The organism is Streptomyces sp. 11x1 (assembly GCF_032598905.1).
In the GTDB taxonomy this organism is placed as follows: Bacteria; Actinomycetota; Actinomycetes; order Streptomycetales; family Streptomycetaceae; genus Streptomyces.
The window spans coordinates 8,208,529-8,227,823 of the sequence record NZ_CP122458.1; the positions used below are offsets into that span (position 1 = coordinate 8,208,529).

At 70.7% G+C, this 19,295-nt stretch carries 18 protein-coding genes; 10 read left to right on the forward strand and 8 right to left on the reverse strand.

All coding sequences use genetic code 11. From position 1 onward, the window contains the following. Positions 1–57: 57 nt before the first annotated feature. The 3 genes from P8T65_RS35985 to P8T65_RS35995 form a co-directional block, all read right to left on the reverse strand. The gene (locus tag P8T65_RS35985) at positions 58–1,545 is read right to left on the reverse strand and encodes a glutamate synthase subunit beta (protein ID WP_316729349.1); all 1,488 of its coding nucleotides are present in this window, start codon (positions 1,543–1,545) and stop codon (positions 58–60) included. Between the two features lie 64 nt (positions 1,546–1,609). Next, entirely contained in the window at positions 1,610–2,089 is a 480-nt protein-coding gene (locus tag P8T65_RS35990) for an anthrone oxygenase family protein (protein WP_316729350.1), read from the reverse strand. 187 nt (positions 2,090–2,276) lie between these two features. Continuing rightward, a complete protein-coding gene (locus tag P8T65_RS35995) occupies positions 2,277–2,960 on the reverse strand; it encodes a DUF2293 domain-containing protein (RefSeq protein WP_316729351.1) in 684 nt (227 codons plus the stop codon). 128 nt (positions 2,961–3,088) lie between these two features. On the opposite strand from P8T65_RS35995, the gene P8T65_RS36000 reads away from it, so the two are divergent. After that, positions 3,089–3,730 (forward strand): uridine kinase, encoded by a 642-nt coding sequence (locus P8T65_RS36000; RefSeq protein WP_316729352.1) that lies wholly within the window; start codon positions 3,089–3,091, stop codon positions 3,728–3,730. Between the two features lie 169 nt (positions 3,731–3,899). Beyond that, positions 3,900–4,328: a CBS domain-containing protein gene (locus tag P8T65_RS36005; RefSeq protein WP_316729353.1), complete on the forward strand. Its 429-nt coding sequence runs from the start codon at positions 3,900–3,902 to the stop codon at positions 4,326–4,328. A 54-nt stretch (positions 4,329–4,382) separates the two neighbouring features. Here P8T65_RS36005 and corA read toward each other — a convergent pair whose 3' ends face one another. After that, positions 4,383–5,510 (reverse strand): magnesium/cobalt transporter CorA, encoded by a 1,128-nt coding sequence (gene corA, locus P8T65_RS36010; RefSeq protein ID WP_184895438.1) that lies wholly within the window; start codon positions 5,508–5,510, stop codon positions 4,383–4,385. Positions 5,511–5,766: 256 nt separating this feature from the next. Between corA and P8T65_RS36015 the strand changes: the two genes are divergently transcribed. After that, complete coding sequence (locus P8T65_RS36015; RefSeq protein WP_316729355.1) at positions 5,767–6,564, forward strand: methyltransferase domain-containing protein; 798 nt, start codon at positions 5,767–5,769, stop codon at positions 6,562–6,564. 16 nt (positions 6,565–6,580) lie between these two features. Here P8T65_RS36015 and P8T65_RS36020 read toward each other — a convergent pair whose 3' ends face one another. Both P8T65_RS36020 and P8T65_RS36025 read right to left on the reverse strand, forming a co-directional pair. After that, the gene (locus P8T65_RS36020; RefSeq protein ID WP_316729356.1) at positions 6,581–7,510 is read right to left on the reverse strand and encodes a PfkB family carbohydrate kinase; all 930 of its coding nucleotides are present in this window, start codon (positions 7,508–7,510) and stop codon (positions 6,581–6,583) included. Positions 7,511–7,583: 73 nt separating this feature from the next. Next, positions 7,584–8,483 (reverse strand): pseudouridine-5'-phosphate glycosidase, encoded by a 900-nt coding sequence (locus P8T65_RS36025; protein ID WP_316731834.1) that lies wholly within the window; start codon positions 8,481–8,483, stop codon positions 7,584–7,586. Between the two features lie 105 nt (positions 8,484–8,588). Between P8T65_RS36025 and P8T65_RS36030 the strand changes: the two genes are divergently transcribed. Continuing rightward, positions 8,589–9,017 (forward strand): VOC family protein, encoded by a 429-nt coding sequence (locus P8T65_RS36030; RefSeq protein WP_316729357.1) that lies wholly within the window; start codon positions 8,589–8,591, stop codon positions 9,015–9,017. A gap of 39 nt (positions 9,018–9,056) precedes the next feature. On the opposite strand, the gene P8T65_RS36035 is transcribed toward P8T65_RS36030, so the two are convergent. Together P8T65_RS36035 and P8T65_RS36040 are read right to left on the reverse strand one after the other, a co-directional pair. Further along, a complete protein-coding gene (locus P8T65_RS36035; protein ID WP_316729358.1) occupies positions 9,057–9,611 on the reverse strand; it encodes a methylated-DNA--[protein]-cysteine S-methyltransferase in 555 nt (184 codons plus the stop codon). 85 nt (positions 9,612–9,696) lie between these two features. Then, entirely contained in the window at positions 9,697–10,566 is an 870-nt protein-coding gene (locus P8T65_RS36040) for a glycerophosphodiester phosphodiesterase family protein (RefSeq protein ID WP_316729359.1), read from the reverse strand. A gap of 280 nt (positions 10,567–10,846) precedes the next feature. Between P8T65_RS36040 and P8T65_RS36045 the strand changes: the two genes are divergently transcribed. The 6 genes from P8T65_RS36045 (at position 10,847) to P8T65_RS36070 (ending at position 19,255) form a co-directional block, all read left to right on the forward strand. Continuing rightward, positions 10,847–11,716, forward strand: coding sequence for an MHYT domain-containing protein (locus P8T65_RS36045; RefSeq protein ID WP_316729360.1), 870 nt, complete (start codon positions 10,847–10,849; stop codon positions 11,714–11,716). 40 nt (positions 11,717–11,756) lie between these two features. Then, positions 11,757–13,892: an excinuclease ABC subunit UvrB gene (gene uvrB, locus P8T65_RS36050; protein WP_316729361.1), complete on the forward strand. Its 2,136-nt coding sequence runs from the start codon at positions 11,757–11,759 to the stop codon at positions 13,890–13,892. Positions 13,893–14,063: 171 nt separating this feature from the next. Beyond that, positions 14,064–14,642 carry a TerD family protein gene (locus tag P8T65_RS36055; RefSeq protein WP_184895455.1) on the forward strand — a complete coding sequence of 193 codons (579 nt, stop codon included), beginning with the start codon at positions 14,064–14,066 and terminating at the stop codon, positions 14,640–14,642. Between the two features lie 46 nt (positions 14,643–14,688). After that, on the forward strand, positions 14,689–16,749 hold the full coding sequence (locus P8T65_RS36060; RefSeq protein ID WP_316729363.1) for a TerD family protein: 2,061 nt from the start codon (positions 14,689–14,691) through the stop codon (positions 16,747–16,749). 292 nt (positions 16,750–17,041) lie between these two features. Then, on the forward strand, positions 17,042–18,043 hold the full coding sequence (locus P8T65_RS36065; protein ID WP_215454533.1) for a TerC/Alx family metal homeostasis membrane protein: 1,002 nt from the start codon (positions 17,042–17,044) through the stop codon (positions 18,041–18,043). Positions 18,044–18,154: 111 nt separating this feature from the next. Then, positions 18,155–19,255 (forward strand): ionic transporter y4hA, encoded by a 1,101-nt coding sequence (locus P8T65_RS36070; protein ID WP_316729365.1) that lies wholly within the window; start codon positions 18,155–18,157, stop codon positions 19,253–19,255. The last annotated feature ends 40 nt before the right edge of the window (positions 19,256–19,295 follow it).

Genomic DNA, 19,295 nt, shown 5'->3' on the forward strand with positions numbered 1-19,295 from the left:
CTCAAGCCCTCAAGCCCTCAAGCCCTTCGGCCTCCGGCTTCGGGCACCCGCCCCCGGCTACACCGTCATCGGACGGTCGTACGGCCCGATCGGTGCCGGCAGGCGGTCCGCTCCGGTCAGACCACGGTCGACCGCGGCGGCCACGGCCCGCCCCTCGGCGATCGCCCACACGATCAGGGACTGCCCACGGGCCGCGTCCCCGGCGGCGTAGACCCCGGGCACGTTCGTCGCGAAGTCCGGCCCGCGCGTGAGCGTGCCGCGCGGGTCGAGGGCCAGCCCGAGCTGGTCCACGAGCCCGTCATGACGATCCGGACCGGAGAAGCCGAGCGCGAGCAGGACGAGATCCGCGGGCAGCGTCCGCCCGGTACCCGGCCTGGTCTGCCGCCGCTCGTCCACCTCGACCAGGTGCAACGCCCGCACCCGCCCCGACCCGTCCCCGGTGAAGCGGAGCGTGGACGCCGCGAAGAGCCGCGCGTCCGCGTCCGCCGCCGGCGCGGACCGCAAGTCACGCGCCTCCTCGTGCGCCGCCGAGAGCCGGTACACCTTCGGATACGTCGGCCACGGATCGACGTCTTCGTCACGCTCCGCCTCCGGCAGCGGGTAGATGTCCAACTGGGTCACCGACGCGGCCCCTTCCCGCACCGCCGTCCCCAGACAGTCCGCACCCGTGTCGCCACCCCCGACGATCACGACATGCTTCCCGGCCGCCGACAACGGCGACACCGCCAGATCCCCCTCGCACACCCGGTCGGCCAACGGCAGATACTCCATCGCCTGGTGAACCCCGGCCAACTCCCGGCCGGGCACGTCCAGTTCCCGCCACGCCGTGGCCCCCGTCGCGATCACCACCGCGTCGTACCGGGCCCGCAGCTCCGCCGCCTCGACGTCCACCCCCACCGCGGTCGACGTCCGGAACTTCGTGCCCTCCGCCCGCATCTGCTCCAACCGCCGGTCCAGATGACGCCGCTCCATCTTGAACGCCGGGATCCCGTACCGCAGCAGACCCCCGATCCGGTCGGCACGCTCGTACACCGCGACCGTGTGCCCGGCCCGCGTCAACTGCTGCGCCGCCGCCAGCCCCGTGGGCCCGGAGCCGACCACGGCCACCGTCTTCCCGGACAGCCGGTCGGGCGGACGCGGCGGGGTGAAACCGTCCTCCCAGGCCCGGTCCGCGATGGCCACCTCCACGTTCTTGATGGTCACCGCGGGCTGGTTGATCGCCAGCACACACCCCGCCTCACAGGGCGCGGGACACAACCGCCCCGTGAACTCGGGGAAGTTGTTCGTGGCGTGCAGCCGGTCGCTCGCCGCCCGCCAGTCCTCCCGCGACACGAGATCGTTCCACTCGGGGATCAGGTTCCCCAGCGGACAGGCGTCGTGACAGAACGGGATCCCGCAGTCCATGCAGCGGTCCGCCTGCCTGCTGATGATCGGCAGCAGGGCCCCGGGAACATACACCTCGTCCCAGTCCCGGACCCGCTCCTCCACGGGGCGACGGGGCCAGTCCTCACGTGGTGTGGTCAGAAAACCCTTGGGATCGGCCATAGCCGTCTCCCTCACGGAGAGGTACGCGTACGGGCCACGATACGACGCGCCCGCCGCCCCCGCCTCAGGCGAGCGCCAGCAGGTACGACAGGGCCGCGGCGCCCGCGGCGACCGCCCGCACGTGGTTCCACGTGGTCCACCGGCTCACATAGTCGCGCCAGTACGTCGCCGCCTCCGACGTGCCCGCCTCCAGCCTGGCGAGTGTCTCGTTGCGCGGCACGTTCGCCACCATCGTGACCCCGAAGCAGCCGAACAGATACAGCGCACTGCCCAGCAGCAGTTCGACTCTGCCTCCGTCCGGCCACAGCACGAACGTCACGACGGCCAGCACGGCGCACAGCACCGCCGTACCCACGAACACGAGCATGAACGCCGGCGTCAGAGCGCTCACGTTGATCGCCTGCATCGCCGCCACGCCCTGCGCGGGCGGCAGCGACGCCAGCCCCTTCATCACGAACGTCGAGAACCCGCAGAACACGCCCGCCACGATCGCCGTCCCGAGCAGGCCCAGCACCGTCAGCACGAAGTACGGCCCATCGATCATGTCCGCTCCCACCTAGATCCCCCGAAAATCCTGCCCACCGCCCGACCTCCCCACAAGTGAACCTCCGCACAACCCCCAGCCCCATGGCCGAGCCGCTCACCGCCTACGCGCGAGACCGACCCCGCCCTCCCGACCACGGCTCCGGGGGGGGTCCCCGCCCCGCCCCGCCCCCTCCCCTCCCCTCCCTTCACCCCACCCCCCGCCACCCCCGCAGCGTCGCCTCCACCGTGGCCGTGATCCGTCGGCGCGCCTCGTACCGGGGGACGCCGCTCATCAGGAGGTGGTCGTACGGCGTGTCCACATGGCGTACCGACGCGATGACCGCCGAGGTCACCGCGAACTCCGTGAGCGCGCGCCCCGCCGCGCTGCGCCCGACGCGGCCGCTGCCGCGCAGCGAGGCGTGGGAGGCGATCTCCCGGGCCCGCTCGGAGGGACAGTCGGGGAACAGCCGCAGCACCTCCGCGGCGAACGCGTCAGTGAAGCGCACGTCCTCGGCCGCCCGGCGCCGCGCGTCCCGTACCCGGCGGCGGCGTCGCGCCTCCGCGTCCGCCAGGCACCGCTCCTCGGCCCGGGCGAGCCCCGCCTCCTCGACCAGGACGCCCTGCCGCTCGTACCGGCTGCGCCGCCGGTTGAACCGGACGACCACCGCCGACAGCGCGCTCTCCTCCCGCGCCCTCCGGGTGAGCGCGGTGTCGCCCCGGGGCAGGAACACCAGGTGCCCGAGGTCCGCGCAGTCCAGGCAACGCGGCGCTCCCTCGTCCAGGACCAGCAGTGCCACGGGACCGCTCCGGCACTCGGCGCAGTGCTTCTTCCTGAGTGCCTGCACGACGACAAGTCCGGTACGGGGCGGGGGAGTAGCGAGCGCTGCCATACGCGGTTCATGCCCCCTGGTGACCGCATGGTCACGCGGTCCTCCGACGGGACCGCCGCCCAGACCCCCGGCCGAACCCCCGGCCGTAACGCCGACCGGGTCAGGCACCGCTCGTGGCGCGCGGCATCATGGGCCGTGTGCGATTCGAAGCGATCACCTGGGAGCGGCTCGCCGACCTTCTCGCCGACCGCTTCCTCGACCTGAAGCCGGACGACGGCTCGCCCTGGCCGCGGATCGCCTTCGACGGCGCCCCCGCGGCCCGCCCCGGTGATCTCGCCGCCCTGGTCTCCGAGGCGCTGCGCATACGCGGCCGGTCCTCGCTCGTCGTGGGGACCGAGGGCTTCCTCCGGCCGGCGTCGCTGCGGTTCGAGTACGGCCACGAGGACGTGGACGCGTACTACGACGGCTGGTTCGACACCGCCGCCCTGTGGCGCGAGGTCTTCGGCCCGCTCGACCCAGGCGGCACGGGGCGGGTCCTGCCCGACCTCTGGGACCCCACCACCGACCGCGCGACCCGCAGCCCCTACGTCACTCTCCCGCCCGGCGCGATCCTGCTGACGCACGGCCCCCTCCTCCTGAAACACTGGTTCCCCTTCGACCGGACCGTCCATGTCCTCCTCTCCCCGGGCGCCCTGCGCCGCCGTACCCCCGAGGGCGAGCACTGGACCCTCCCCGCCTTCGAGCGCTACGAGACCGAGACCGACCCGGCTGCCACGGCGGATGTCCTGGTCCGTGCCGACGACCCACGCCACCCTGCCTGGCACGGCTGACCGGTGCGGGCATCCGGCCTCCGCGTCGACCGAGCCCCGCCCTCGCGCGGTGGGGGGCGCCGCGCGTCGCTCCGCGTGCGCCTCGGCCCGGTCGCGGCAAGAATGAAGGGCGCCGGGACTAGCGGTGCGCCCTGCGCCGCGCCGGCCGTCCGGCAACGGGAGGTACTACATGACCACCGCCGGAGACATCATGCACCGCGGCGCCCAGTGGATCCCCGCCCACGAGACCCTCGACCGCGCCGCCCAGCTGATGCGCCAGCTGAACGTCGGTGCTCTGCCCATCAGCGACCAGAACGAACGGCTCTGCGGCATCCTCACCGACCGCGACATCGTCGTCGGCTGTGTCGCCCTGGGCCACGACCCGTCGACGATCACGGCCGGCGAGATGGCCAAGGGCACACCGCGTTGGATCGACGCGGGCGCCGACGTCAGCGAGGTGCTCCAGGAGATGAAGGGGCACCAGATCCGCCGGCTTCCGGTGATCGAGAACAAGCGTCTCGTCGGCATGATCAGCGAAGCCGACCTCGCCCATCACCTGTCGGACGACCAGATCGCCTCCTGGGTCGAGAGCGTCTACGCCAAGAGCGGGACGCACTGACCGTCGGCGTCGGGTGTGACGCCCGGCCGCTCGATCACCTCCCCGCTCCGGGAGTCACAGCCATCCGTTGCGCTTGAAGCCCCGGTAGAGGGTGGTGCAGGCGGCGGCTATGACTCCCAGGACCAGGGGATAGCCGAACTTCCAGTGCAGCTCCGGCATGTACTGGAAGTTCATGCCGTAGACCCCGCACACCATGGTCGGCACGGCGATCAGCGCGGCCCATGCCGTGATCCTCCGCATGTCCTCGTTCTGCGCGACGCTGACCTGCGCGAGATGCGCCTGCAGAATCGAGTTCAGCAGTTCGTCGAATGCGGCGATCTGGTCGGTGGCCCGCAGCAAGTGGTCGGAGACGTCGCGGAAGTAGGCCTGTATCTCCGGGTCGACCACCCGGATCGGTCGTGAGGTGAGCTCCAGGAGCGGGCGGGCGAGCGGGGCCACCGCCCGCTTCAGTTCGAGCAGTTCGCGCTTGAGCTGGTAGATGCGGCCGGGGTCCACACGGGCGCCGTTCGCGGCGAAGACATCGGTCTCGACCTGGTCGATGTCCGTCTGGACGGAATCCGTGACGCTCAGATAGTCGTCGACCACATGGTCCGCGATCGCGTGCAGCACCGCGGCCGGTCCCTTGGCCAACTGCTCAGGATTCGCCTCCAGTTCCTCCCGCAGCGGACCGAGTGAGCCGTGCCGTCCGTGGCGGACGGTGATCACGAAGTCGGCGCCGACGAAGACCATGATCTCGCCGGTGTGCACCACTTCGCTGGTCGCGGTCAGTTCGGTGTGCTCGACGTAGCAGACCGTCTTGAACACCGCGAACAGCGTGTCGTCGTAGCGCTCCAGCTTCGGCCGCTGATGGGCCTCGATCGCGTCCTCCACCGCCAGCGGGTGCAGGCCGAAGAGCTCGGCGATGCCCGCGAACTCGCGCTGCGTCGGCTCGTGCAGCCCCAGCCAGACGAAGCCGTGGTCGTGCCGGCGGACCTGCTTGAGCGCCTCGACGACATCGCGGACCGCGGGGGATCGGACCCCCTTGTGGTAGGTCACGCAGTTCACCACCGAGGTGCCCAGCGGGGAGCGAGCCGGATGGCTCAGGTCGACGCGAGGACGTCGCCGGGCCAGCCGTGCCATCGTGCGCAGGCCGACGACCCTGTCGAGGCCGGTGACCTTCCGCAGATTCCCCGCCATGGACATCTGGTCTCTCCTTGCGTGGATCTCCTCGCACCGCACTCCGTGCCTTGTGGCGCCAGTTTGCCAGGGCCGAACGAGTGCCGGGTAAGGCTGTGGGAACGGAGCGTTCCGCTTCACTTGTAGACGTCCCGGGCGGTGGGGCCGTTCCGATCCGGCCGTCTCGATCCGGTTTGCTTCCGGCCGGTCGCAGCGGTGACTGCTGCACGGATGCGGGAGCGTCGCCGCGTAGGGCAAGTCGGTCAAATGGGAGGATCGGTGCATGATGCGAACCGACGGGTATCTCCTGAACCAGCGGCGGACCGAGACGGGGCAGGGCCCCGACGCCTTCGCCACGCTCTTCGACCCCACCACGTTCCGGCACATGGAGGCCTTCGGTCTGGGGTCCGGCTGGCGCTGTTGGGAGGTCGGCGCGGGCGGCGCCTCGGTCGTCTCCTGGCTGGCCAAGAAGGTCGGGCCGACGGGCAAGGTCATCGCGACGGACACCGACATCTCCTGGGCCGTTCCCTCGGTCACCCGCCCGCCGGTCGAGGCACTCGTCCATCACGTGGGCGTCGACGAGCCCCCGGGGGACGGCTTCGACCTGGTGCACGCCCGGCTCGCCCTGGCCCACGTACCCGACCAGGAGCAGGCGTTGTCGTCGATGATCAAGGCGCTGCGTCCCGGTGGCCGGCTCCTGATCGAGGACAGCGACGCCGCCCTCCAACCCCTGGCCTGCCTGGAGGAGTCCGGCCCCGAGCACCAGTTGGCCAACCGGCTTCGCCAGGCGGTGCGTGAACTGCTGGCCGAACGCGGGATCGACTCGGCGCACGGTCGCAGGCTTCCCCGCCTGCTGCGGAACGCCGGCCTGCGCGGTGTGGGAGCCGACGCGTACTTCCCCGTGGCCGCACCGGCCTGTGCCGCCCTGGAGTCGACCACCGTGGACCGGCTCCGCGAAGCGCTCGTCACGGCGAACCTCGCCACGTCGGAGGAGATCGACCGTCATCTGTCGGCCGTCGCCTCCGGCGCGCTGGACATCGCCGCCCCACCCCTGATCTCGGCCTGGGGGCGAAAGGCATAACCGCCCGTTCACCCGGTCAGCCGGCCAGGTCGGTCCCCGGCGGTCTCCCGCCCACCTTCTCCACCGCCAGCGCACCCGCACCGCACCCCTCGGCCGCCGCGCCCTCGGCGTCCGCGCCCGCGAGCAGCGCCGCCAGGAACGCGCCCGTGAACGCGTCGCCCGCGCCGGTGGTGTCGCGGGGCGTGGCGGGTGCCGCCGGGATCCGTGACACGACGACGCCCCCGCGCGCGACGAGGGCACCGTCCGGCCCCTGCTTGGCCACCACCAGGGGGACGAGACGGCTCAACTTGGCCGCCGCGTCGGCCGGATCGGGCAGCCCGGTCAGCAGATGGGCCTCGTCGCGGCTGGGCAGCAGCACATCGATCCCCTCGACGAGCGTGAGGAAACGGTCCACGCCGAGCCGTGTGAGGAACCCCGTCGACGCGGGATCCACGCTCACCGGCACTCCACGCGTGCGTGCCGACGCAAGGGCCATGGAAGCCAGCGCGCGACTCGGCTCGGCGAAGAACAGATAGCCCGACAGATGCAGCCGCGCGACCCCGTCGAGCAGGGACGGCGACCAGTCGTCCGGGTCCAGCCGCAGCGCGGCACCGCTGTCGGTGAGAAACGTGCGCTCGGCCGCGGCGCCCGTGTCCACCAGGCAGATGACCGTCCCCGTGGCTGCCTCAGGGTCGACCACCAGATGGGGTCGCACACCCGAGGCCCGCAGTTCCCGCTCGTGCCACGCGGCCGCGTCCGTGCCCACCCGCCCGAGCAGCCGCACGTCCGCACAGCCGCGATGAGCCGCCCAACAGGCCACGTTGGCGCCCGCCCCGCCCGGCAGCGTCCGGATCGCGGAGACCGTGTCCGTGCCCGCCGCGAGCGGCCCGCGGTGCCGGGCGACGACATCCGTCACGACGTCCCCCACGACGAGCAGCGCCCCGCGCCCGTTACCGGCCCCGCTCATCGCACCACCCGCAGCGCCATCGGGCTCACCCGCCGCACCACCGGGCCCGTTCGCACCTCGCCGGTGGTTCACCTCACGCCCCGGCCCAGGCCGCCGCGATACGTGACGCGAGCCGTACGTTGCCGCGCACCGCCGCGAGGTTGGCGCTCAGGGAGGCGCCGTCGGTGTGCCGTACGAGATAGCTCAGCAGGAACGGTGTGACCGCCTGGCCCGTGACGCCCTTCGCCTCGCACGCCGCCAGAGCCTCCGCGAGCACGCGCGCGTGCAGCTCGGGATCGAGCTGCTCCTCCTCCGGCACGGGGTTGGCGACGATCAGTGCCGACTCGGGGCCGCCGAGCGCGTCCTGCGCCCGCATGACGTCCGCGACCTCGCCCGGCGACCCGAGCGTCCACTCCACCGGATGGCCCGAGTCGGACAGATAGAATCCGGGGAAGCGGTCCGTGCCGTACCCCGCGACCGCGACACCGAGCGTCTCCAGCCGCTGCAAGGTCGCCGGCACGTCCAGGATCGACTTCACACCCGCGCACACCACCGTGATCCGGGTACGTGCGAGGAGCCCCAGGTCGGCGGACTCGTCCTGGGTCACCGTCCACTCCCGGTGCACACCGCCGAGCCCACCCGTCGCGAACACCCGTACGCCCGCGAGGGCTGCCAGCTGGGCGGTCGCCGACACGGTGGTCGCCCCGCTCACGCCCGCCGCCACCGCCGACGGCAGATCGCGGTGCCCGAGCTTGCGGATGCCGTCCTCGTTCGCGACCCGGTCCAACTGCTGCTTGTCGAGGCCGATGTGCGGCCGCCCGTCCAGTACGGCGATCGTCGCGGGTACGGCGCCCTCCTGCCGTACGACCTCCTCCAGCTCCAGCGCCACCTGCAGATTGCGGGGGCGGGGCAGCCCGTGCGCGATGATCGTCGACTCCAGCGCCACCACGGGGCGACGCGCGTCAACCGCTTCCCGCACCTCTTCGGACACCATCAGCACGCGCTTGCCTCCTGTCGGACGTTCTTCCCTCATCCCTGGCGGACGGCGCGCCCGGCCAAACCCTTGCGCGCTGTGGTGCAGGACACCAGCCTGAGGTGCATGAAGGAGAACACGACACGCCTCGACCACGTCGTCCTCTGGGTGCGGGAGCCGGTCGCCGCGGCCGGGTTCTACGAGAAGGCCGTGGGCCTCGAACCCGTGAGGGTCGACGAGTACACGGCGGGGCAGGCACCCTTTCCCTCCGTCCGGGTCAACGACGAGACCATCATCGATCTCATGCCCCTGGCCATGGCCTCGGAGATGCGGATGGTGCCGGCCGCCGCCGCCGGTGCCGGACATCCCGTCAACCACGTGTGCCTCGCCATGCCCGGCCCCGCCTTCGACGAACTGCGCGGCCGACTGGAGGAGCGGGAGGTCCCCGTCTCGGAGATCTCCCACGACTCCTTCGGCGCCCGCGGACCCGCCCGGCGCAGCTTCTACTTCCGGGACCCGGACGGCAACGTCTTCGAGGCGCGGCACTACGAGTAGCGCACCGCCCGGCGGCCGTCGCGGTTTCGGGCAACCCCTTCAGAACAACGGCTGCGGAAGCACCCCTTCAAGCGCCAGCAGTCTCCGCTTGGTCTCCAGTCCGCCGCCGAACCCGCCGATGCCGCCGTCGCTCTCCACCACCCGGTGGCACGGCACCACCACGGGCAGCGGATTGGACCCCATCGCCACGCCGACGGCCTGGGCCGCGCCGGGCTGCCCCACGCGCCGCGCGAGATCGCCGTACCCCACGACCGAGCCGTAGGGCACGCCCGACACCAGTTCGCGCAGCACCTGGCGGTTGAACCCTGATATCAGCGACCAGTCGAGCGGCAGCGCGAAGTCGTGCCGTTCGCCCGCGAAGTAAGCCTCGAACTGACGTATGGCCTCGGCCAGCTGAGGTGCGTCGGGCGCCTCCACGGGAGTGGTGCCGAGGCGGGAGGCGAGCCGGTCCAGGGTCCGGTCGCGCACCGGCTCCGTGGCGTGGAAGACGACGTTGACGAGGCCCTCGTCCGTCGCGGCCAGCAGCAGCGGGCCGATGTCCGAGCCGACGACGGCCCAGACGACCCGCTGCTCGTCCTGTGCATGGCTGTTCATGGGACCACCGTACGGGCCGCCACCGACAACGACCGTGGTGCGCGCTCGGCCCTGCAGCGCTCACCACCGGCCGCAAACCCCCGCATCAGCCTTGTGTGGCGTCCCTGACCACGTCGGGCTTGTTGGTGATGATGCCGTCCACGCCGTAGTCGGCCACCCGTCGGGCGTTGGTGGCGTCGTTCACGGTCCAGGTGAGGATCTCCAGCGGCTTGCCGTGCGGACCTCCGAGCGCGTGGATCGTGGCCACGTAGGACTCGGAGATGGTCGTGTACGAGGAGTTGATCTGGTCGCTGAACGTCGCGTACTCGGGGAGGTCGGCGATGTCCGGGGTGCCGAGCAGACCGGTCTTCACCGCCGGGTCCAGCTCATGGACCCGGCGTACGGTGTCGGCGCTGAAGCTCTGGATCACCAGCTTCTCCAGTTGCGCCGGGCCGAGCCAGCCCTCGTTGCTCAGCACTTTCAGGGTCTGCTGCTCGATCCCCGGGTAGAGCTGCGGGTTCTTGATCTCCAGGACGAGCTTCTGATGGTTGCGCGACACCCGCCGCATGTACTGCTCCAGCGTGGGCACGCGCGCGCCCGCGTAGTCGGCGCCGAACCAGCTGCCCGCGTCCAGGTGCCCGATCTCCGCCGCGGTGAAGTCCGCCACGTTCCATGGGGCGCGCTCGGGATAAAGCTCCTCGACGTTGGTCGTCCGCGCCAGCGTCGCGTCGTGGAGGACGACGAGTCTGCCGTCACTGGTGCGCTGGACGTCGTTCTCGACCCAGTCGAAGCCCATCTCGTGGGCTTTGTCGACAGCGGCCAGGGTGTTCTCGGGCGCGTAGGCGGAAGCTCCACGATGCGCGACGACCAGCGGATTCCCGGCGTCGGCGGCCGCGTGAGCAGCGGAAGTGGGGAGCAGGAGGACGGTGGCCCCCAAGAACGCTGTGGTCGCGGCGGCAACTGCGCGCACGTGCATGCGTACTCCTCGCGTCGATCGATCACGGTCAGCTCAAGAGTGACAGCAGAGGGTCAACGGGAGAGGTGCGCAGGATGGCCATGAATTGAATGGAGTTGCCCAAGTCCGCTCACGGGCACCGCACAAGTGGGGCAAGGCCGTGTTTCTTTGCCGGAAAATCGTTCGACCATTCCGGTGGGGGTCATACTCTCTGCGACAACCCTGACCGTCGTGGCGGTGCCGGGGCTGGGGGCATTGCAGGAATTCCAGGGACGCGACAGGGCGGGAAAGGCAGCCGCGAATGCAGGGCACGGTCGACGGCTTCAGCTACGGACTCGTCACACCGGTGGTGGCCTATCTCATGGCCTGCCTCGGGGGCGCGCTCGGCCTGCGCTGCACCACCAGATCGATGCTCGTGGACGGCCGCTGGCGGATCGGCTGGCTCGCGCTTGGCTCGGCGGCCATCGGCTCCGGCATCTGGACCATGCACTTCGTCGCGATGATGGGCTTCAAGGTCCTGCAGACCCCGATCCACTACGACCCGCTGACCACGTTCGCGAGCCTCGCGGTGGCGATCGTCATGGTCGGCATCGGGATCTTCATGGTCGGCTCCAAGGGGGCCGGCGGGGCCGCGCTGTTCACCGGGGGAACCATCACCGGTCTGGGCATCGCCTCGATGCACTACCTGGGCATGGCCGGCATGCGGCTCAACGGCACGTTCGAGTACAACACCGTCACCGTGGCCGCCTCGGTCGTCATCGCCGTGGTGGCCGCGATCGCCGCCCTGTGGGCCGCCGGGCAGGTCCGCGGCTTCCTGTGGAGCGTGGGCGCCAGCCTCGTCATGGGGGTCGCCGTCAGCGGCATGCACTACACGGGTATGGCCGCGCTCAGCGTCCATCTGCACAGCGGCGCGGGCCCCGACCCGGCCGTCGGTTCGTCGTCCGCCGCTCTGCTGGCTCCGCTGATGATCGGCCCGCTGGTGTTCCTGCTCCTCGCGGGAGTCGTCGTGATGTTCGACCCGTTCATGATCATGGGCAGGTTCCACGCGAACCCCGTCGAGCGCCGGCCCGGCATCCCGGCCCAGGCCACCGCCCACGTCTGCCGGCACCCCGAGTCCCGCACCGCCCCGCAGCACCGCGAGCGGCATGCCCGCACACCGCAGAATCGCTGATCGCGACCCGTTGTCAGTGCGGGGTCGTACGGTGGATTGCATGCGGCCCGTTTCCAAGATCGAACGCACGGTGGCGCCCTTCGAGGTCGTCAGCCCCTACCAGCCGAGCGGCGACCAGCCCACGGCCATCGCCGACCTCGCCCGGCGTATCGGAGCAGGTGAGAAGGACGTCGTCCTGCTCGGCGCGACAGGCACCGGCAAGTCCGCCACCACCGCGTGGATGATCGAGAAGCTCCAGCGCCCGACCCTGGTGATGGCGCCGAACAAGACCCTGGCCGCCCAGCTGGCCAACGAATTCCGCGAACTGCTGCCCAACAACGCGGTCGAATACTTCGTCTCGTACTACGACTACTACCAGCCCGAGGCATACGTCCCGCAGTCGGACACCTACATCGAGAAGGACTCCTCCATCAACGAGGAGGTGGAACGCCTGCGTCACTCCGCGACCAATTCGCTGCTCACCCGCCGCGACGTCGTCGTGGTCGCCTCCGTCTCGTGCATCTACGGTCTCGGCACACCGCAGGAGTACGTGGACCGCATGGTCCCCCTCAAGGTCGGCGAGGAGTTCGACCGGGACGCGCTGCTGCGCCGCTTCGTGGACATCCAGTACACCCGCAACGACCTGGCGTTCACCCGCGGCACCTTCCGCGTCCGCGGCGACACCATCGAGATCTTCCCGGTCTACGAGGAGCTCGCCGTCCGCATCGAGATGTTCGGCGACGAGATCGAGGCCCTCTCCACCCTCCATCCCCTCACCGGCGAGATCATCAGCGACGACCAGCAGCTGTACGTCTTCCCCGCCTCTCACTACGTCGCCGGCCCCGAGCGCATGGAGCGGGCCGTCAACGACATCGAGAAGGAACTGGGGGAGCGCCTGGCGGAGCTGGAGAAGCAGGGCAAGCTCCTGGAGGCCCAGCGCCTGCGGATGCGCACCACCTACGACCTCGAGATGCTCCGCCAGATCGGCTCCTGCTCCGGCGTGGAGAACTACTCGATGCACTTCGACGGCCGCGAACCCGGTTCCCCGCCGAACACCCTGCTGGACTACTTCCCGGACGACTTCCTCCTCGTCATCGACGAGTCCCATGTGACCGTCCCCCAGATCGGCGCGATGTACGAGGGCGACGCCTCCCGCAAGCGCACCCTCGTCGACCACGGCTTCCGACTGCCCTCCGCCCTGGACAACCGCCCCCTGAAGTGGGAGGAGTTCCAGGAGCGCGTCGGCCAGACGGTGTACCTCTCGGCGACCCCCGGCCAGTACGAGCTGTCCCGCTCCGACGGCCACGTCGAGCAGATCATCCGCCCCACCGGTCTGGTCGACCCCGAGGTCGTCGTCAAGCCCACCGAGGGTCAGATCGACGACCTGGTGCACGAGATCCGGCAGCGCACCGAGAAGGACGAGCGCGTCCTCGTCACCACCCTCACCAAGAAGATGGCCGAGGACCTCACCGACTACTTCCTGGAACTGGGCATCCAGGTCCGCTATCTCCACAGCGACGTCGACACCCTGCGCCGCGTCGAACTGCTGCGCGAGCTGCGCGCCGGTGAGTACGACGTCCTGGTCGGCATCAACCTCCTGCGCGAGGGCCTCGACCTCCCCGAGGTCTCCCTGGTGGCGATCCTCGACGCCGACAAGGAGGGCTTCCTGCGCTCAGGGACCTCGCTGATCCAGACCATCGGCCGCGCGGCGCGCAATGTGTCGGGCCAGGTCCACATGTACGCCGACAAGATCACCCCGGCGATGGCGAAGGCCATCGACGAGACCAACCGGCGCCGGGAGAAGCAGGTCGCGTACAACAAGGCCAACGGGATCGACCCGCAGCCGCTGCGCAAGAAGATCAACGACATCGTCGCGCAGATCGCCCGCGAGGACGTCGACACCGAGCAGCTGCTCGGCTCGGGCTATCGCAAGGGCAAGGACGGTAAGGCCGCCAAGGCGCCCGTGCCCTCCCTGGGCGGCAAGGTGGCCAAGTCCGCCAAGGGCAGGAGCAAGGCTGAGGAGACCGTCCCGACCGACCGTCCCGCGGCCGAGCTCGCCCAGCAGATCGAGGACATGACGGAGCGCATGCGCGCGGCCGCCGCCGAGTTGCAGTTCGAGATCGCCGCCCGGCTGCGTGACGAGGTCTCCGAGATGAAGAAGGAACTGCGGCAGATGAGGGAGGCGGGACTGGCCTGACCTTCCCTTCCGGCGCCGGGGGAGGGGACGTGCCCCCGGCGCCGGCGCGCTGTGTTGCAAGACCGACACAAAGTGCGACACAGGCTGCGGAAATGTCAGTGCCGCTGCGTAAGGTGCTGCACATCCGCGGACTCCGCGGGAACAGGGGACAGTCGAGAGGGGAATCAGCGCGTGACCGTCAACATGACCAAGGGTCAGGCCATCAGTCTGCAGAAGAACGACGGAGGCAGCCTGACCGCGGTGCGCATGGGTCTCGGCTGGCAGGCTGCCCCCAGGCGCGGCCTGTTCGGATCCCGCACCCGTGAGATCGACCTCGACGCCTCCGCCGTGCTGTTCGCGGACAAGCAGCCCGTCGACGTCGTCTTCTTCCGTCACCTGGTGAGCGACGACGGCTCCGTCCGCCACACCGGCGACAACCTGGTCGGCGGCGTCGGCCAGGGCGGCGACGACGAGGCGATCCTCGTCGACCTGGCCCGGGTGCCGGTCCACATCGACCAGATCGTCTTCACCGTGAACTCCTTCACGGGCCAGACCTTCCAGGAGGTGCAGAACGCGTTCTGCCGACTGGTCGACGAGACCAACGGCCAGGAGCTGGCGCGCTACACCCTCGCGGGCGGCGGCCAGTACACCGCCCAGATCATGGCCAAGGTGCACCGCGCGGGCGCGGGCTGGCAGATGACCGCCATCGGTTCGCCCGCCAACGGTCGCACCTTCCAGGACCTGATGCCGGCGATCCTGCCGGTGCTGTAGGCACGCACCGAGTACACAGAGCACGCGACGCAGGGGGACGAAGTCGATGACGGCCGAGCTGGTCCGGGGGCAGAACCATCCGCTGCCCGAGGTCCGACTGGAGATCCGCGTCTCGGCCGGCACACCGATCGTGGCCGGGGCCACCCTCGGCGACGAGCACGGCCGGGTGCACGGTGTCGAATGGGTCGCCCACCCGGGCGCGCCCACTCTCCCGGGCCTGGAGGTCCCCAAGCAGGCGGCGGCCGACCACCGCCTCGCCGTGGACCTCGACGCCCTGGCGCCGTCCGTGCACCGGGTGAGCGTGCTGCTCGCCCTCCCCGCAGGGACCGGCGGCCCGGCGCGCTTCGGCGCCGTGGCCGCCCCCTTCGTCGCGGTCACCGGCCTCGACGGCACCGAGGTCGCCAGCTACACCATCACCGACCTCGAACCGGAGTCGGCCGTCGTCGCCCTGGAGCTGTACCGCAGGCAGGGTGCCTGGAAGGTCCGCGCGGTCGGCCAGGGATACGCGGGCGGCCTCGCGGCGCTGCTCGCCGACCAGGGCCTGCCACAGGCCCAGCAACTGGCCGGCAGCATCAACGAGGCAGTGGCCCAGGGCCTCGCCCGCTCGGTGGCCGCCCCTCCGCCCCGCCTGCCGGACGCGGAACGATCCCGTCGGACGGCCGCCCCCGCGACCGGCCCGGACGAGACCCACGGCGGCGGGACCCCCCAGGGCGTGCCCGGCACCACCGCGCCGTCCCCGGGCCACCAGCCCACCTCTCCGTGCGGCACGACACCCCCGTACGGCTCTCCCCGCGACGGCACGCTGCCCGACCACGCGGCGGCGCAGCACGGCGGCCCCACCCCGGCGGACCCGGCCACCGGCCAGCCCGCCCAGGCCACGGCCGGCGGTCCGGTCAACTACAGCCACCCCGGCCGCCAGACCACCGCGCCGCCCCCGCCAGCGCCGACCGCGCCCCCGGCCGAGCCGGGACAGCCCGCGCGGCCCGTCGCCGGGGACGCGACCGGCTGGTCCATGGAGGAGCGGCTCTACAACCAGGTGTGGGGCATGTTCGAGGACCTCGCCCGCACCACGGCCGCGTACCGCAGTGCCGTCGACTTCGCCGAGTCGCGGATGGAACAGGAGTTGGACAAGGTCCTGTCCGACCCGCGCAGCCGCATCAGCGGGCAGGGCGACGCCGCGCGCGAGGCGGCCCGGGCCAAGCGCGCCCAGCTCGTCGACCAGGCCAGGGCCGCCCTCGACCGGGACCTGGCCCAGCTCGGTGCCGAGGCGGACGTCGTCGAGCCCGCACTGCCCCCGGCGTACGCGAGCTGGGACAACCCGGTCTGGCACGGCTACCGGGTACCGATGGAGATCCCGATGGCCCTGCGGCTGGGCGACCTCCATCTACCGGAGAGCGAGGACGTGCGCATCCCGATGCTGGTCCGGCTGCCGCTGGAGCGCGGCCTGTGGATCGACAGCGGCCGCTCCGGCTCCCGAGACGCGCTCGCCGACTCCGACGAGCTGCGCCGCCTCGCGCTCGACACCGCGGTGGCTCTCGCCGCCCGGTTGCTCGCGGTCTACCCGCCGGGCGAGTTCGCCGTGCACGTCATCGACGCGGCCGGGGCCGGCTCGTCCGCCTTGACGCCCCTGACCCGGGCCGGTGTGCTCGCCGGGCGGCCCGCCGCCGGAGCGGCGGGTGTCTCCGAGGTGCTGGGGCGGCTCACCCAGCGTGTCGACCTCGTGCAGATGGCGGTGCGCGGTGGCGCGCCGGACGCACTGCCCCCTGGCTTCGACACGGCCGAACAGCTGCTGATCGTCAACGACTTCCCGCACGGCTTCGACGACCGCGCCGTCACCCAGCTCCGCTACCTCGCGGACGAGGGCCCCGCCGTCGGGGTGCACCTGATGATGGTCGCCGACCGTCAGGAGGCCGCCGCCTACGGGCCGTTGCTCGACCCGCTGTGGCGTTCGCTGATGCGACTCACCCCCACCCCCGACGACCACCTGGCCGACCCGTGGGTCGGGCACGCGTGGACGTACGAGCCGTCGACCGTCCCGCCCGGCAGCAGGGTCATGCACGACGTGCTCGCCCGGGTCGCGGAGGCTCGCCGCTCCTGGAACCGCTGAGGACCGTCGGCCCCCGGCAGCCCGTACCAAGTCCTCGCAAAGCGTTTTGAACTGCGGTTTTGATCCTTTCTTTACCTTACCCTTTACCTTCTCTTGGTGATTGGGTACTCTTTTTCGTGCGGAGGGGAGTACTCCCTACATGCTGCGGCGTACCCGTCAATACGGATCGATCCGATCCCGGGGCGTCGGCCCGGCGGCACCAGGCGTTGTGGAACGCCCTGGAGGACCGGGTGGAAGAGACCTCCGGTAGCGACGACGCTGAAATTTGCCGTTACGTACTGCCGGAGGCGCAGTGGATGTTTCCGTGACCCTTTGGGTCCTCACAGTGGTGGGCCTTGCCGCCCTCATCGCGGTCGACTTCTTCATCGGCCGCAAGCCGCATGACGTGTCCATCAAGGAAGCCGGGATCTGGACGATCGTCTGGATCGTCCTGGCCGCCCTCTTCGGACTGGGGCTCCTCGTCTTCGGCGGCGGGCAGCCGGCCGGAGAGTTCTTCGCCGGCTTCATCACCGAGAAGTCGCTGAGCGTCGACAACCTCTTCGTCTTCGTGCTGATCATGGCGAAGTTCTCGGTGCCTTCGCAGTACCAGCAGCGGGTGCTGCTGATCGGTGTGCTGATAGCCCTGGTGCTCCGCGCGATCTTCATCGCGGCGGGCGCGGCCATCCTCGCCAGCTTCGCCTGGGTCTTCTACATCTTCGGCGCGTTCCTGATCTACACCGCCTGGAAGCTCATCCAGGAGGCCAGGGCCGAGGAGGACGACGAGGACTGGGAGGAGAACAAGCTCCTCAAGGCCGCCGAGAAGCGCTTCGGTGTCGCCGACCGGTACCACGGCACCAAGCTCTGGATCGAGGAGAACGGCAAGCGCGTCATGACGCCGATGCTCGTCGTGATGCTCGCCATCGGAACCACCGACGTCCTCTTCGCCCTGGACTCCATCCCCGCGATCTTCGGCCTGACCCAGGACCCGTACATCGTGTTCACGGCCAACGCGTTCGCGCTCATGGGCCTGCGGCAGCTGTACTTCCTCATCGGCGGTCTGCTGAAGAAGCTGGTCCACCTGTCCTACGGTCTGTCGGTCATTCTCGGCTTCATCGGTGTGAAGCTGGTGCTGCACGCACTGCACGAGTCCGGGGTACACGTTCCGGAGATCTCCATCCCGGTGTCCCTCGGCGTGATCTGCGCGGTGCTGATCGTCACCACGATCACCAGCCTGATCGCGTCCAAGAAGCAGGCGCAGGCCGAGGCCGAGCAGAACAAGGCAGAAGGCGCGGAGAAGGACAGCATCGAGGCCTGACGGAGGCCGACCCGCACCCAAGCACACACGGATGGGGTCCCGCACGACGGAGACGCAGTTCCACGCGTCCACTGCCGTGCGGGGCCCCTGCACGTCTGAAAGGATCACCGCATGCTCGTTCGGCTCCGGTCGCTCACGACGCGATGGACTGCTGTCGTCCCGGTTGCCGCGGTCGTCCTGCTGGCTCTCACCTGGGGACGCGATCTACCCCCGGCGGCCGTCGCCCTGGTGACCCTGGTGCTCGCGGGAGCCGTCCTGGCCGCCGTGCACCACGCCGAGGTCGTCGCACACCGGGTCGGTGAACCCTTCGGATCCCTCGTCCTCGCCGTCGCCGTCACGATCATCGAGGTCGCCCTGATCGTCACGTTGATGGCCGACGGCGGGGACAAGAGCTCGACCCTCGCCCGCGACACCGTCTTCGCCGCCGTGATGATCACCTGCAACGGCATCGTCGGCATCTGCCTGCTCGTCGCCTCGCTGCGCCACGGGCTCGCCGTCTTCAACCCCGAGGGGACCGGCGCCGCCCTCGCCACGGTCGCGACGCTGGCCACGCTCAGCCTGGTGCTCCCCACCTTCACCACCAGCAAGCCCGGCCCCGAGTTCTCCACGGCCCAACTCACCTTCGCGGCCCTGTCCTCACTGGCCCTGTACGGGCTGTTCGTGGCGACACAGACCGTGCGCCACCGGGACTACTTCCTGCCGATCACCAGGCTGGGCGAGGTGATCACCCAGGACGACCACGCCGAGGCGCCGTCGGCCCGCACGGCCGGGATCAGCCTCGGACTGCTCGGCCTCGCCCTCGTCGGCGTGGTCGGCCTCGCCAAGGGCGTCTCGCCGACCATCGAGTCCGGAGTCGAGAAGGCCGGGCTGCCGCACGCGGTGGTCGGTGTGATCATCGCGCTGCTGGTGCTGCTGCCGGAGACGATAGCCGCGCTGCGCGCCGCCCGCCGCGACCGGGTCCAGACCAGCCTCAACCTGGCCCTCGGCTCGGCCATGGCCAGCATCGGCCTCACCATCCCGGCCGTTGCCCTCGCCTCGATCTGGCTCTCCGGCCCACTCGTCCTCGGCCTGGGCGCCACTCATATGGTGCTGCTCGCCCTGACCGTCGTGGTGGCCTCGCTGACCGTGGTCCCGGGACGCGCGACACCGCTCCAGGGCGGAGTGCACCTGGTGCTGTTCGCGGCGTACCTGGAGCTGGCGGTGAACCCGTAGACCCGGGTTCCGGGACACCGACGGACGGACGAACGAACGG

Excerpts from the sequence above, each read along its gene's own strand:
- P8T65_RS36045 (WP_316729360.1), top strand. The coding sequence starts at position 10,847 with ATGCAGGGCACGGTCGACGGCTTCAGCTACGGACTCGTCACACCGGTG.
- P8T65_RS35985 (WP_316729349.1), bottom strand. The coding sequence starts at position 1,545 with ATGGCCGATCCCAAGGGTTTTCTGACCACACCACGTGAGGACTGGCCC.
- uvrB (WP_316729361.1), top strand. The coding sequence starts at position 11,757 with ATGCGGCCCGTTTCCAAGATCGAACGCACGGTGGCGCCCTTCGAGGTC.
- P8T65_RS36070 (WP_316729365.1), top strand. The coding sequence starts at position 18,155 with ATGCTCGTTCGGCTCCGGTCGCTCACGACGCGATGGACTGCTGTCGTC.
- P8T65_RS36060 (WP_316729363.1), top strand. The coding sequence starts at position 14,689 with ATGACGGCCGAGCTGGTCCGGGGGCAGAACCATCCGCTGCCCGAGGTC.
- P8T65_RS36020 (WP_316729356.1), bottom strand. The coding sequence starts at position 7,510 with ATGAGCGGGGCCGGTAACGGGCGCGGGGCGCTGCTCGTCGTGGGGGAC.
- P8T65_RS35990 (WP_316729350.1), bottom strand. The coding sequence starts at position 2,089 with ATGATCGATGGGCCGTACTTCGTGCTGACGGTGCTGGGCCTGCTCGGG.
- P8T65_RS36000 (WP_316729352.1), top strand. The coding sequence starts at position 3,089 with ATGGGCCGTGTGCGATTCGAAGCGATCACCTGGGAGCGGCTCGCCGAC.
- P8T65_RS36035 (WP_316729358.1), bottom strand. The coding sequence starts at position 9,611 with ATGAACAGCCATGCACAGGACGAGCAGCGGGTCGTCTGGGCCGTCGTC.
- P8T65_RS35995 (WP_316729351.1), bottom strand. The coding sequence starts at position 2,960 with ATGGCAGCGCTCGCTACTCCCCCGCCCCGTACCGGACTTGTCGTCGTG.
- P8T65_RS36005 (WP_316729353.1), top strand. The coding sequence starts at position 3,900 with ATGACCACCGCCGGAGACATCATGCACCGCGGCGCCCAGTGGATCCCC.
- corA (WP_184895438.1), bottom strand. The coding sequence starts at position 5,510 with ATGTCCATGGCGGGGAATCTGCGGAAGGTCACCGGCCTCGACAGGGTC.
- P8T65_RS36015 (WP_316729355.1), top strand. The coding sequence starts at position 5,767 with ATGATGCGAACCGACGGGTATCTCCTGAACCAGCGGCGGACCGAGACG.
- P8T65_RS36030 (WP_316729357.1), top strand. The coding sequence starts at position 8,589 with ATGAAGGAGAACACGACACGCCTCGACCACGTCGTCCTCTGGGTGCGG.
- P8T65_RS36040 (WP_316729359.1), bottom strand. The coding sequence starts at position 10,566 with ATGCACGTGCGCGCAGTTGCCGCCGCGACCACAGCGTTCTTGGGGGCC.
- P8T65_RS36025 (WP_316731834.1), bottom strand. The coding sequence starts at position 8,483 with ATGGTGTCCGAAGAGGTGCGGGAAGCGGTTGACGCGCGTCGCCCCGTG.